The sequence below is a fragment of the Mucilaginibacter endophyticus genome, assembly GCF_003351025.1.
GTDB lineage: Bacteria > Bacteroidota > Bacteroidia > Sphingobacteriales > Sphingobacteriaceae > Mucilaginibacter > Mucilaginibacter endophyticus.
Map to the genome: position 1 here is coordinate 117,789 of NZ_QPCG01000002.1, position 12,639 is coordinate 130,427.

The following is a 12,639-nucleotide window of genomic DNA, read 5'->3' on the forward strand; positions in this document are numbered from 1 at the left end:
ATTGAATGAAACGTTGCCGGGTTAAAAGTTCTTCGTTGATCGATTAAAACATACCGCCGGTTACGCGCAATATTTCACCGGTCATGAAACGTGATTCGTCAGAAGCCAGGAATACGGCTACGTCAGCGATATCATCCGGTTTACCTACACGGCCTAATTGGGTCATGCTGATCATCATTTCTTCCAATGGGGTGCCGATGATGCCTCTTTCGCGATTACCTTCGGTATCGATCATGCCGGGATTGATGGAATTAACGCGGATATTTCTTGACGCCAATTCTTTTGATAGTGATTTGGTGATCACATCGGCGGTACCTTTAGCAGCGGCATAAACAGAAACACCTGCCGGTGCCAGTTGTGCGGCAATAGAACCGATATTGATGATACTGCCACCTTCCGGGCTATAGTGTTTAACTGCTTCTTTAGAAGTTAATAAAGAACCAAGAACGTTTGTGTCAAACATATAATGGAAATCTTCGGCAGTTACGCGCTCCAGTGGTTCAAAGCGGAAAACGCCCGCGTTATTTACCAAAATGTCTACTTTACCAAAGGCATTCGCGGTTTCTTTAAACAGACGGGCGATATCGGCTTCATTTGACACATCGCCCTGAACTGCGATGGCTTTACCACCACCAGCTACGATTTCGGCAACCACTTTGTCGGCCCCTTCTTTAGATGATGCATAATTTACAACTACGCTGGCACCTGCTGCTGCCAAACCTTTTGCAACACCGGCACCAATACCTTTTGATGCACCTGTTACTACTGCTACTTTGTTTTCTAACTTTTTCATTTTTTTAGTTTTTTATATTTTTCTATCGGGAATGATTGTTCCCACAAATGTATATTTGTTTTGGGAATGATTGTTCCCAAAAGATTTTTTATTGTTTTGCGATGACACAGTAGCGGGAGAGGGCGATCGTAATCGTCTGGAAATCTGCGTGCAGTGTCATTTAATTTTGCTTTAGTAATTAAAGCGCCGATATTGATTACTTTTGCAACCCCATGAGAACGAAGGAGTTTAACGAAGATGAAGCGCTTGAAAAGGCGATGCAGCTTTTCTGGCTTAAAGGCTATAATGGTACTTCCATGCAAGACCTGCTGGACGGCCTTGGCCTGAGCAGATCGACGCTGTACCGCGCCTATATTGATAAGCATAGTTTGTTCCTTAAAGCCCTGGGGCATTACCAGCAATTCAGCTCTTCGGAAATTAAAAAGGTTATTAACGAGGGCGACACCGCTAAGGAAACCGTAAAAAAGTTGCTTGAATTTATTGCTGAAGTTGTAGTTCAGGACCAGCAACATAAGGGTTGTTTTATGCTGAACAGCGAGATAGAACTTTCCCTGCATGATAAAGTAGTTCACGATATGGTGGTCAACAGCGACCAGGATATTGAAGATGTTTTTTATCATGTTTTAACGAAGGGACAAAAGCGTGGGGAGATCAGTAAGGCAGAAGATGCCCGGGCAATGGCAAAATTTTTCTTAAATACAGCAAAAGGCATCCGGGCTACTGCTAAGTCCAATCCAGATAAGAAAGTATTTAAGGATATCATCGCATTAGCCATCAAAGCGCTTAATTAGCGATCCTTTTCATGACCGCGCTGCTTAAAGTGTGGGTCACACCCTGGTGCTGTTCGATAGCGAGTTTTGCCCTGAAACAATAAACGACGAGAAATATACCCGGAAAGACAAATGCCGAGAGTCCCATCCACTGGCCCAGCAGTGCGCCTGAAATACATCCGAATAGAAATGCCCCGATGGTCATCAGTTGGCGATACAAGGTTACCTCAGATAATGCATATACTCCGTTAATCCTGAAGATCGCGCCAATATTCAATGCCGCTTCGATAACCAGCCCCGTCATCATGGTCGTCGGCCCATAGGTCTTCTTGGGATGAATTTTGGCGAAGGCATTTTGCAGCCCCATGGCAAAAACGACGGTCATCGCCCCAATATATTCCGGTGTTTCGCCAGGGATATTGCCGGTGAAAAACAAAATGAGCCATATAGCACCGAACAAGAACAGGATAATACCTTCTATGAATAATAAAAGGTATGGCCTCTTTGAATGGGAGTCGATGGCGCCGCCCACAATTACCCCGACTATAAAAACGGGAAAACTAAGCAGCTTGATCCATCCGCTGGTATCAACATGTTTGACCACATCGTAGGCAAACACCACCAGGTTACCGGTAACGTGCGATGAAAAAAATTCCTGTAGCGACACGAAGGTAACGGAGTCGCAATACCCCGCTGTAACGGACAGCAGGATAGTGATCAGAGCAATCTGTTTTGGACGTTTCATAGGGGGTAGAAATAAGAAGATGGAACTATTAATTATTTTTCCCCGGCCACCCAATCCTTACTCAGGTGTCCCATCCATTGGTGGTACATTTCATCACCGGTGTGCTGGGTGAACTCAATATTTAGTTGATTGACCTCCAGTTCCAAAACTTCATTGCAGATTTCAATAAATTTTTTGGACAAGGCTTCCCGGGTTTCCGGCGTACGCCCGGCGCGCACATCCAGCATCATAATGGCTGCGGGCCAGGGTTCGTCTTTGCTGCACCTCCAGATGGAGCCTTCTCCAAGTTCCCTGATACTAATGGTCACTCTTTCCACCGCGGCTTCCATGATTTCGGCATAGGCTGCCCCTAATTCTTTCGCCAGGTGTTTTTTGGTTTCGATAGGATAAAACTTTTGAACTTCTATTTGTAAGTACGGCATTGCTTTAAATTTTAATGTTTATAAATCACTATATCTAAAAACTTAATAAGGGTAGCTTTAACAACCATACAGCCGGCGTAACCCGGCCGCATGGTGCTGTAGTCTTATTTTCATTTAATGCCAAATCTGACTGCCTGGAAATGGCTTCATAGGGGTAGTTATAGTAGATGCAGGGCCTGCTGATTAGCGGATATACACGGTTTTGATGTTTACAAATTCGTGTATACCCCATACGCTTAATTCACGGCCATAACCTGATTGTTTAACACCGCCGAACGGGATGCGTGGATCAGATTTAACATTGGCGTTTACGAATGCCATGCCGGCTTCCAGGCGGGTAGCAGCGATCTTTTCGCCACGGGCGATGTCAGTAGTAAATACAGCCGAACCCAGACCAAACTGACTTTGATTAGCCAGCTCAATAGCGTGTTCTTCGTCTTCAGCTTCAATGATCGATGCAACCGGGCCAAAAAGTTCCTCGTCGAAAGAAACGATACCTGGCTTTACATTCGTTAATACCGTTGCCGGATAAAAGGCGGTATTATCATCAGGTACTACGCCGCCTAATACTAATTTTGCGCCACCTGCCACCGAAGCCAACACTTGATTGTGCAACTCATCACGCAGGTCAACACGTGCTTGAGGACCGATATGGGTTTTAGGGTCTAAAGGATCGCCTACCACTTTGGCTTTGGCAAATTCCACGAATTTTTTAGTGAATTCTTCGATAACAGATTTAACGACGATAAATCTTTTACCTGCAATACAGCTTTGGCCCGAGTTAACATATCTTGCATCTACGCATACCTGGGCAGCAAGGTCAAGATCTGCATCTTCCAATACGACATAAGCATCGCTGCCGCCAAGTTCCAGAACAGTCTTTTTGATCAGTTCACCTGCTTTTGAAGCCACTTTAGAACCTGCGGCGTTGCTGCCGGTTAATGTTACGGCTTTGATATAGTCGTTTTCAATAACTGCTTCCACATCCCTGCTGCCGATCATTAAAGTCTGAAAAATATTTTTAGGGAAACCAGCCTCTTCAACAATGTCCTGGATAACCAGTGCACAGCCCGGTACATTTGAAGCATGTTTTAACACGCCGGCGTTACCCACAGCTAAAGCAGGTACAAGGAAACGAAATACCTGGAACAAAGGGAAGTTCCAGGGCATTACTGCCAGCACAATACCAATCGGGTTGTAAGTATAGTAGCTTTTGCTGGCATCGGTTTCTACTAAAGTATCTTTTAAAAATGTTTCCACGTTATCCGCGTAATATTCGCAAGCGAAGGCACATTTTTCAACTTCGGCCAGGCCCTGTGTAACGGGTTTGCCCATTTCGTTGGCCATTAATACCGAAAGTTCATTTGCACGTGTGCGAAGTATGCCGGCCATTTTATGAAGCAAGATTTTTCTTTCTTCGAAGGTGGTTTTTTTCCAGCTCAGCCAGGCTTCCTGGGTAGCTGCGATTTTAGCTTTTGCCTGTTCAGGCGTATCAAGCGTGTAGGTTTTGATGTTTTGCCCGTTTGCGGGGTTGATTGATGTAATTTCCATGGTTGGTAGTTTGATTTTATGTTTTTTTTAAAATTTCGGGCAATAGTCAAGCCTTCTGAGGCAAAAAATGCATCAGTGGAAGACTAAGCCAGGCGTTAGTTTTTAGTTTTGTAGTTGCTTTCTGTATTGCTGCGGGCTCAGGCCGATTTCTCGTTTAAAGAGCCGCGAAAAGTAAGGCATGTTCTCGAAGCCCAATGAGTAGGCGATCTCCGTTACATTCCGGTCAGACCCCTTTATCATGTTTTTTGCTTCGGACACCAGGAAAATATGAATGAGCTCTATAGATGTCTTTCCGGTTTCCTGTTTAAGCATATCACTGAGATAACGGGTTGACATATTGAGGGCGAAGGCGATGTCTTTTACTGATGGAAGACCTTTATCCAGCATGTTCTCGCCGACGAAATGCTGTTTCAGCATATCATTAAAGCGGGTGGCTGTTTTGCCTGATTTTTCGAACCGGCTGATAAATTGTCTTTTATAAAAACGCTGGGAGTATTTCAAAATGGATTCAATATGTCCCAGCATGATTTCCCGACTAAACTCATCCTGGTTATTATGATATTCTGTATTGATTTTTTCAAACAGCTCCCAGATGATTTCTTCTTCTTTGGGAGACAGGTGCAAGGCCTCATTGGTATCATAATCAAAGAAGCTGAAATTCTTGATATCATTGTGCAGCAGGTGCCCGGCCAGCAAATCTTCATGGAAATAAATCGCAAAACCGTCTTCTTCCATTTCAACATCCCTGATCTCAATTACCTGTCGCGGACTGGCAAAAGATAGCGACCCGTTATCGTGATCGTATTGCGTCCTGCCATATTTGTAAACCCCGGCTTTCATTTTTTTGAAGCTGATCATGTAAAAATCGCTCGTGAATTCGCTGGCAGCAATCGAACATGAAGTCCGGTGATCGCAACGTATCAGGCTGAGCAGGGGATGTGCAGGTTCAGGGTAATTATTAAGACGATGCAGGTCGGTTATGGTGCTGAAATGTTTCATTTTTCTTGTCGGTTTATGAAACCTGCGCTGATTAGTGCAGGTTTCCTGGTATGGTTTATTTCCTTTGTATGATTGAAGATCGAAAATTACCCTCGGTTAATCAAAGCCTTTACTACGGTGATTAAGCGTTGGTTAAGGCTTCTAATAATTTTTCGCCTACCAATTCTGCTGATTGTGGGTTTTGACCGGTTATCAAGAGTCCGTCAACAACTGAGAATGAACTCCAATCATCTCCTTTTTGATAATCGGCACCCAAACTTATCATTAGGTCTTCTGTTAAAAATGGAACTACCTGAGTCAGGCCAACTGCTTCTTCTTCACCGTTAGTGAAGCCGGCTACTCTTTTGCCTTTGATCAATGGTTCGCCATTAGCAGCTTTAGCGTGTTTTAATGCAACAACACCATGACAGAGCAGTGATACCGGCTTGTTGTGCTGATAAAACGTTTCTATCAGTTTGGCTGCGGTAAGGTCTTCCGCTAAATCCCACATCGGACCATGGCCGCCAGGGAAAAAGATGGCATCATAATCGCTTTCTGATACGCTGCTCAATAATACAGTGTTTTTCAATTTTGCTTGAACAGCTTCATCGCCGTCAAACCTTTTAGTTGCATCTGTTGCAAACTGAGGTATCTGGCTAAATGGGTCGATAGGGGCTACACCACCTTTTGGAGATGCTATAGTGATATCGTAACCGGCATCAGCTAAAGTGTAATAAGGCGCTGCAAATTCACCTTCCCAAAGGCCGGTTTGTCTGTCGATATTACCCATTTTGTCGTGTGAAGTTACTACGAATAGTACTTTTTTTGTTTTGGTGCTCATGTTTTTCTGTTTTAAAAGGTGTTTTAATGATGTATTGATTGAGGATTGTACAGCCTGGTCTGTTTTGTATACTTCTGTTTTATATTAATGCTGTGTTGCTTCCTTCGGAAAATCTGCGCCTACGCTGGTTTCAGCCCATGCGTCATAGTCTGCTTTGGCGGCAACAAGTTTGGCATTCGCTTCATTGAAGGAGTCATTACCTAATAGTAATCTTAACGGCGGATTTTCGGATGCTACGATCTTCAGGATTGCTGCAGACATCCGGACCGGGTCGCCATCTTGTCTGCCGCTGATGCTACGGAGATGGTTTTTGACAATGCCTGCCGTAGCCTGGTAATCGGCCATAGTTTCAGACGTTTCATTAGCAGAACGGCCCGCCCAGTCGGTGCGGATATTGCTTGGAGCTATAATTGAAACTTTGATACCCAGCGGCGCAACTTCTTTCGATAGTGATTCAGAATAGCCGTCAACCGCAAATTTTGTTGCACTGTAAAAGCCCACTGCCGGGGCGCTCATTAAACCAAGTATGGATGAAATGTTGACGATATGACCGCTGCGCTGGCTGCGCATGATGGGTAATACTTCGTTGGTTAGTTTGGCCAGTCCGAAGAAATTGATCTCGAACATGCGGCGCACTTCAGTTTCTTCGCTTTCCTCAATGGAGCCGAAATAGCCGATACCCGCGTTATTAACCAACACATCAATGCGTCCGAACTTTTGCTCAATCGCTTTTACAGAAGAAACAATTTCATCGGCATTGGTTACATCCAGCTTTAAGGCCAAGGATGTTCCAGGATAGGCAGCGACGATATCCGCCACATCTTCAATTTTGCGGGCACCTACTGCGGCCAGGTAACCGGCAGCCAGTACTTGTTTAGCTAACTCTTTTCCTAAGCCGGAAGAAACCCCGGTGATAAACCATACTTTTTTCATTGTCTTATGTTTTTTAATGATTGATGATTCAAAGGTAGAGCAGTCCGGACGGCAAGGTTTATCCGATTGTAGGCAATGTTTGCACGATTCTCCGGACAGAAGAGGACTATTGTGAATACGGTAGGAGCATCGGGATAAACAGAGATACGCATAAAGTTATAATTGTCTGGTTTACAGTCGGTATCGGTAAGTAATAGTCGATTGTTTAATGCGCATGCCTTAACATTGAAAAGTCTTAAAACAACATTTTCAACTTTACGAATTCATCCTGATTTAATGTGCACTAATCACTCCGAACTACAATTGTCCGGCATGATTTTGACAAACCTTATTTCTTTATATCCGCTTCCTTTTACAATCAAATTTAGTTTCTTGCAGAAGTGAAAAATTTGGTGTACATATCAAATTTTATGTGCTAAAAATTTCACCGATGAGCCCGTCGAAAAAACTAATTTGATTTTTTAGAATGCAAGGAATTGAATATTAGCGTTTTGAGGCTGCTCTTAACTGCGCTTAGGCCCCCACGCCGGAAAGCGCGAAAATGCTCCGGTTGTATTGCTGAAATTTTAAATACATTTATTATTTATAGCTTTAGTGTATGCTGTCCAGATTACGACATAAACATGCTGGTATACTGATCTCGTGCACAGAAAGGAAATTTTTCAAGATTGATGCGGAATGGGAGTTTCATTCACTTATACGCATCCTGTCCGGAGAGATGAAAATTATTTTAGCGGGCGAGTCTCAGACGTTTGTCACGGGCGATACTTTCCTGGTGCCGCGAAAGCAGATGACCACCGTAATCAAGCGAGCAAAAGGCGGCTCGCCTTTTAGTTGTATTCTGGTGCGTTTCCGGCCGGAGCATCTTAAGAAATATTTTACCAAAAATAAAGTAAAAGCCAAACATGCACCTGCGCAACGGGTAAGGGCTTATACACGCCACCCACTGTTAGACAGTTTTTTCGCTTCGCTTATACCTTATTTTGATCTGGAAAATAAACTGCCAGATGAATTGACTGCTCTTAAAATAAACGAAATATTAACGATACTGCGGGAAATAGATGATAGCGTGGATTGCTTACTGGCAGACTATTCTGTTACGGACAAGATAGATCTTGCCGTATTCATGGAGAAAAATTTCATGCATAATATGCCGTTAGAAAAACTCGCTTTTCTTGCCGGCCGTAGTATTTCAACTTTCAACAGGGATTTCAGGATTATATTTCAAACTACGCCGCAAAAATGGCTGATCACTAAACGCCTGGAACTGGCCCACTATCAACTTGCGGTTGAAAAAAAGAAACCTAAGGAAGTATACTCCGACACAGGCTTTAAAAACTTTTCCCATTTTTCCTTTTGCTTCAAAAAACACTTCGGCTATTCTCCTACAGCATTTCCCGGAACAAAAGGTAGCCCGGAAAAAAACTGATCAAACAGAACTAAACAATTAATGATAACAAAAAAGCGGGATAAGTTTTAAACCTACCCCGCTCCAGCTAAACAATCAACAACACCCAAACAACACCCTTTATTAGTTCAGCAGGTGCTTTTTATATTGAAGGGGGCTCAGACCTATCTCCCTTTTAAATAAGCGCGAGAAATAAGATATATTTTCGAAGCCCAACGCATAGGCGATTTCGCTAATATTCCGGTCAGACCCCTTTATGAGATTTTTTGCTTCCGATATCAGGTAAATGTGGATTAGCTCAATACTGGTTTTTCCGGTTTCATTTTTTAACAGGTCACTGAGGTATCGTGTTGACATATTCAGTGTTAAAGCTATAAACTTAACCGAAGGCAGCCCTTTATCCAGTAAATCCTGGCCAGAATAGTGCTGATTCAATATGTCGTTAAAACGGGTCACCGTTTTACCGCAATTTTCAAACCTGTCGTTAAACTGCCTTTTGTAAAAGCGTTGAGAATATTTCAAAATAGATTCAATATGCCCAAGCATGATTCCCCTGCTGTATTCATCCTGGTTATTTAGATATTCCAATTCGATTTTCTCAAACAGTTCCCAAAGAATTTCTACTTCTTTTGGGGAAAGGTGCAATGCTTCGTTGGTGTCGTAATCGAAATAACTGTAATTTTTAATTGCCTGGCGCAATGGGTGCCCGGCCAGCAAGTCTTCGTGGAAATAAATTACAAAACCACCCTCTTCCAGCTCGATATCCCTCATCTCTACTACCTGCCTCGGACTGGCAAAGGATAACGATCCGTTATCGTGGTCATATTTAGTCCGGCCATATTTGAAAACCCCTGATTTCATTTTCTTGAAGCTGATCATATAAAAGTCACTTGTGAACTCGCTTGCAGCAATTGAACATAAGAATTCCTGATTGCATCTGATCAAACTAATCAATGGATTCTCAGGGCGCGGATAATTATTGACGCGATGAAGCTCGCTGATGGTGCTAAAATGTTTCATCTTTTTAATTATTAATAACACCCGCACTTTTGTGTGCAGGTGTTATTGTGAGAGCAAAACATTGAAAAACACAGGGCGTTACTATGCGTCCTGTCGCGAAGCGATTAGGCTTCGGCTAATGCTTTCAATAAATTTTCGCCGGTAATTTGTGCGGATTGAGGGTTTTGACCGGTAATCAGCAAACCGTCTACAACAGAGAATGCACTCCAGTTATCACCTTTCTGGTAATCAGCACCTAAGCTTTTCAATAAATCCTCTGTTAAAAATGGCACGGCTTCTGTCAGGCCAACACCTGCTTCTTCGCTATTAGTAAAGCCTGCCACTTTTTTGCCTTTGATCAGTGGTTCGCCGTTAGCAGCTTTTGCTTTTTTGAGGGCAACTACGCCATGGCATAATAACCCAACTGGTTTACCATTGTGATAAAAGGCTTCGATCAGATCGGCTGCTTTTTGATCTTCTGCAAGATCCCACATCGGGCCATGGCCGCCAGGGAAAAAGATAGCGTCATAATCGCCTTCTGAAACAGCGTTCAGCAATGCGGTATTGTTTAACCTGGCCTGTAAAACTTCGTCGGTATCGAACCTTTTGGTTGCATCTGTAGCAAACTGGTCAATCTGGCTAAATGGATCGATAGGGCCGAAACCTTTAGGAGAAGCGATGGTGATTTCGTATCCTGCATCTGCTAAAGTGTAATAAGGGGCAGCGAATTCGCCGATCCATAAACCTGTTTTTTTACCGGTGTTACCTAACTGATCGTGTGATGTTACTACGAACAGTACTTTTTTTGATTTAGTGCTCATGATCTTAATTTTTTAATTTTTTTGTTTCTTTTAATTTGATACAACAAAGTTAGATCAGCAGCTTTCGGGAAATTTATACGATTGTATGCAATGTTTGCACGATTTGCCGGAATGCTTTGTTGTGTGTTTTTGACCATTATTTATATTCCGTTGAAGGGTATTAAAGCCGTTATTTAGACGACATAACAGAGGCCTTGTAGTCGGTTAGTGATATCCTGTTTTCAGGTTTAGGGCATTCTTTAACAATAAAATGCGAAATGATATAATGAAGGGTCGGAAAGAAAAGCATCAGGAAAACCAAACTTGAGACACCGAGCAAAATAAACAACACAATTTTAGCCCCTGGCAAATCGGAATGCGATGCAAAGCGGAAAGCGGCTGCGGTGATGGCGGCTAATGGAAAACTGGTTGCCCACCATGTTATTGTGAATTGAACCTTCACTAATAAGAAGAAGAGTTTGCGTCCCAATAAAAGCAATAAAAATATACTGCTGTAAAAGAAAAAATCTGCTGTCAGATCCTGTTTTCCGACTATTTGCTGGTAATTGGAATATAATAACGCGAATGGTCCCGCCAATAACAATAAGGTTGGCTGTAACGTTGCTGCCAAGCCTTCCTGGAAAATAAGTCTTTGAAATACGAGAATAAATACAAGAAAGGTAAGTAGAAAACCGGCGACAAAAAAGAAAATGCCAATCTCATGAACCGCTGCTCCTCCATATGACCAGCCTGTCAAGGGAATATCCAGTAAGCAAAAAATCGGAATTGTCCAGCCTGGCAGTGCATGCAAAACATTCTGTTGCTGGCTGATCCAGCGGGTAAAAAGGGAGTAGGTAAAGACAAAAGTCGCTATCGACGCGATGATCCAGAGTACAAAACCCAATTGCGGTGCATATGGATGAACGAGGCCGGTTACCAGTAAAAAGGCGGTGAAAAATATAGCGTAAAGGTTAACGCCAATGGGGTGATTAAAATCCTGTTTAACCAATTGCGGGTATTTGATCCATTTAAGGAGGAATAATATACAGAAGATAATGAATAGTCCTACAGCCGCGAAGCTGATCGCTTCTTTAAAGCTGTTACCGAAATAGCTCCAGGCGTAAGCCAGGCTGCTTAAACTACTGACAACTGCAAAAAAAGTTAAGGGGAAAAACTGCAAAAAATTTGGTTGTTTATTTTCGATCGTTTCCATGGTATGTTTTTCATTTAATTGGTAAAAGTTGGTTTAAAAAAAATGACCATACAGTTGAGAGCTATTCAACTGTATGGTCACTCTCTTTTAATGTTCGAATCGTAGATAGATGATGATTTATGAAGCGTGAGCGGTTCTGTTTTATTCAGAACCATTCACGATCATCGCATTGTTAATTGAGCTGTCTGATTTCTGATGATTTATTCGTTATTAACGACGTGAAGCTGCAATTTTTGCAATCAGCGCGTCTGCGAAAGCATGATCAGAGAAAGGTTGTTGGCCGGTGATCAATTCGCGATCCTGCACAACTTTTGGTTGCCAAGGCTTGTTATTTTCAACTTTTAAACCGGCTGCGGCAAGCGCTTCGTCATTATAGTAGGGAGCTGGGCCACCCAGCTGTGGAGTTTCGATCATTTTTTCTTCTGGTTTCGAGAACACTGCTATTTTGTATCCTGCGTAAGGGAAGTCGTGCGCCAGTTTACCCAGGGCTGAAAAGTGACCTGCTACCAGTTCCTTATTATATTTATCAGTTTCAGGAAGGGTTGACAACAAGCCCATTGGTCCGTGACAGATCAAAGCAGTGGGACGGCCATTTTTATGGAAGTCGCGAAGTATCAAGCCAAGGTTTTTGTCTTTCACCAGGTCAATCATTGGCGCGTGTCCGCCGGGTACAAAAACGGCCACATAATCTTGTGTATGACCTACAATTGAAGACAGCAAACGTGGGTGATGTAAGCCCGCAAAGCTGTCAAGGAAACGTAAGGCCTTCATACGTTTGTTGGCATCGCCACCAAAGAATTTGTCAACATTAGAACTGGCATCCATTGATGGCGTATCACCATTCGGGTTGGCAAAAACAGGTGTATAACCAGCATCAACCAGTGCCTGAAGCGGAACGGCAACTTCGTTCAGATAGTAACCTGTTGCGTAAGCTTTACCATCAGCAAGTGTCAATATATGGCCACCTGACATTACTATTAACACTTTGCCTTTGCTTGCTTGTGCCGCAACCGGCAAAGTATGCATCATTAGCGCAGCAACGGCCACGGCTAACATTAATTTAATTTTCGTTTTCATTTTTTTTGTTATTTTAATAATTTGATGAAGCAAAGTTATTTCCGCCTGAACGGATAGGTTTATACGATTGTATGCAATGTTTGCACGATTTGCCGAAGGGGCTGTATAC

13 protein-coding genes are annotated in these 12,639 nt (G+C 43.0%); 2 read left to right on the top strand and 11 right to left on the bottom strand.

Features of this window, described 5'->3' with window-relative positions; translation table 11 throughout:
- Positions 1 to 43: 43 nt before the first annotated feature.
- Positions 44 to 793 carry an SDR family NAD(P)-dependent oxidoreductase gene (locus DUL71_RS08020; RefSeq protein ID WP_114937619.1) on the bottom strand — a complete coding sequence of 250 codons (750 nt, stop codon included), beginning with the start codon at positions 791 to 793 and terminating at the stop codon, positions 44 to 46.
- A gap of 212 nt (positions 794 to 1,005) precedes the next feature.
- On the opposite strand from DUL71_RS08020, the gene DUL71_RS08025 reads away from it, so the two are divergent.
- On the top strand, positions 1,006 to 1,584 hold the full coding sequence (locus DUL71_RS08025) for a TetR/AcrR family transcriptional regulator (protein WP_114937620.1): 579 nt from the start codon (positions 1,006 to 1,008) through the stop codon (positions 1,582 to 1,584).
- Here DUL71_RS08025 and DUL71_RS08030 read toward each other — a convergent pair.
- The 6 genes from DUL71_RS08030 to DUL71_RS08055 form a co-directional block, all read right to left on the bottom strand.
- Entirely contained in the window at positions 1,577 to 2,308 is a 732-nt protein-coding gene (locus DUL71_RS08030) for a YoaK family protein (protein WP_114937621.1), read from the bottom strand. The genes DUL71_RS08025 and DUL71_RS08030 overlap by 8 nt on opposite strands.
- 32 nt (positions 2,309 to 2,340) lie before the next feature.
- On the bottom strand, positions 2,341 to 2,730 hold the full coding sequence (locus DUL71_RS08035) for a tautomerase family protein (protein ID WP_114937622.1): 390 nt from the start codon (positions 2,728 to 2,730) through the stop codon (positions 2,341 to 2,343).
- A gap of 183 nt (positions 2,731 to 2,913) precedes the next feature.
- A complete protein-coding gene (locus DUL71_RS08040; protein ID WP_114937623.1) occupies positions 2,914 to 4,281 on the bottom strand; it encodes an NAD-dependent succinate-semialdehyde dehydrogenase in 1,368 nt (455 codons plus the stop codon).
- A 102-nt stretch (positions 4,282 to 4,383) separates the two neighbouring features.
- Positions 4,384 to 5,280, bottom strand: a complete 897-nt coding sequence (locus DUL71_RS08045; RefSeq protein ID WP_114937624.1) for a helix-turn-helix domain-containing protein — start codon at positions 5,278 to 5,280, stop codon at positions 4,384 to 4,386.
- 121 nt (positions 5,281 to 5,401) lie between these two features.
- A complete protein-coding gene (locus DUL71_RS08050; protein ID WP_114937625.1) occupies positions 5,402 to 6,100 on the bottom strand; it encodes a type 1 glutamine amidotransferase domain-containing protein in 699 nt (232 codons plus the stop codon).
- Between the two features lie 84 nt (positions 6,101 to 6,184).
- Positions 6,185 to 7,033 (bottom strand): oxidoreductase, encoded by an 849-nt coding sequence (locus DUL71_RS08055; RefSeq protein WP_114937626.1) that lies wholly within the window; start codon positions 7,031 to 7,033, stop codon positions 6,185 to 6,187.
- Between the two features lie 598 nt (positions 7,034 to 7,631).
- Here DUL71_RS08055 and DUL71_RS08060 point away from each other — a divergent pair.
- Complete coding sequence (locus DUL71_RS08060; protein WP_114937627.1) at positions 7,632 to 8,462, top strand: AraC family transcriptional regulator; 831 nt, start codon at positions 7,632 to 7,634, stop codon at positions 8,460 to 8,462.
- 102 nt (positions 8,463 to 8,564) lie between these two features.
- Here DUL71_RS08060 and DUL71_RS08065 read toward each other — a convergent pair whose 3' ends face one another.
- The 4 genes from DUL71_RS08065 to DUL71_RS08080 form a co-directional block, all read right to left on the bottom strand.
- On the bottom strand, positions 8,565 to 9,302 hold the full coding sequence (locus DUL71_RS08065; protein ID WP_244228718.1) for a helix-turn-helix domain-containing protein: 738 nt from the start codon (positions 9,300 to 9,302) through the stop codon (positions 8,565 to 8,567).
- A gap of 263 nt (positions 9,303 to 9,565) precedes the next feature.
- On the bottom strand, positions 9,566 to 10,261 hold the full coding sequence (locus DUL71_RS08070) for a type 1 glutamine amidotransferase domain-containing protein (protein WP_114937629.1): 696 nt from the start codon (positions 10,259 to 10,261) through the stop codon (positions 9,566 to 9,568).
- 169 nt (positions 10,262 to 10,430) lie between these two features.
- Entirely contained in the window at positions 10,431 to 11,453 is a 1,023-nt protein-coding gene (locus DUL71_RS08075; RefSeq protein ID WP_114937630.1) for an SLAC1 family transporter, read from the bottom strand.
- Positions 11,454 to 11,663: 210 nt separating this feature from the next.
- On the bottom strand, positions 11,664 to 12,530 hold the full coding sequence (locus tag DUL71_RS08080; RefSeq protein WP_114937631.1) for a type 1 glutamine amidotransferase domain-containing protein: 867 nt from the start codon (positions 12,528 to 12,530) through the stop codon (positions 11,664 to 11,666).
- Positions 12,531 to 12,639 lie beyond the last annotated feature (109 nt).

Excerpts from the sequence above, each read along its gene's own strand:
- DUL71_RS08020 (WP_114937619.1), bottom strand. The coding sequence starts at position 793 with ATGAAAAAGTTAGAAAACAAAGTAGCAGTAGTAACAGGTGCATCAAAA.
- DUL71_RS08025 (WP_114937620.1), top strand. The coding sequence starts at position 1,006 with ATGAGAACGAAGGAGTTTAACGAAGATGAAGCGCTTGAAAAGGCGATG.
- DUL71_RS08030 (WP_114937621.1), bottom strand. The coding sequence starts at position 2,308 with ATGAAACGTCCAAAACAGATTGCTCTGATCACTATCCTGCTGTCCGTT.
- DUL71_RS08035 (WP_114937622.1), bottom strand. The coding sequence starts at position 2,730 with ATGCCGTACTTACAAATAGAAGTTCAAAAGTTTTATCCTATCGAAACC.
- DUL71_RS08040 (WP_114937623.1), bottom strand. The coding sequence starts at position 4,281 with ATGGAAATTACATCAATCAACCCCGCAAACGGGCAAAACATCAAAACC.
- DUL71_RS08045 (WP_114937624.1), bottom strand. The coding sequence starts at position 5,280 with ATGAAACATTTCAGCACCATAACCGACCTGCATCGTCTTAATAATTAC.
- DUL71_RS08050 (WP_114937625.1), bottom strand. The coding sequence starts at position 6,100 with ATGAGCACCAAAACAAAAAAAGTACTATTCGTAGTAACTTCACACGAC.
- DUL71_RS08055 (WP_114937626.1), bottom strand. The coding sequence starts at position 7,033 with ATGAAAAAAGTATGGTTTATCACCGGGGTTTCTTCCGGCTTAGGAAAA.
- DUL71_RS08060 (WP_114937627.1), top strand. The coding sequence starts at position 7,632 with ATGCTGTCCAGATTACGACATAAACATGCTGGTATACTGATCTCGTGC.
- DUL71_RS08065 (WP_244228718.1), bottom strand. The coding sequence starts at position 9,302 with ATGAAATCAGGGGTTTTCAAATATGGCCGGACTAAATATGACCACGAT.
- DUL71_RS08070 (WP_114937629.1), bottom strand. The coding sequence starts at position 10,261 with ATGAGCACTAAATCAAAAAAAGTACTGTTCGTAGTAACATCACACGAT.
- DUL71_RS08075 (WP_114937630.1), bottom strand. The coding sequence starts at position 11,453 with ATGGAAACGATCGAAAATAAACAACCAAATTTTTTGCAGTTTTTCCCC.
- DUL71_RS08080 (WP_114937631.1), bottom strand. The coding sequence starts at position 12,530 with ATGAAAACGAAAATTAAATTAATGTTAGCCGTGGCCGTTGCTGCGCTA.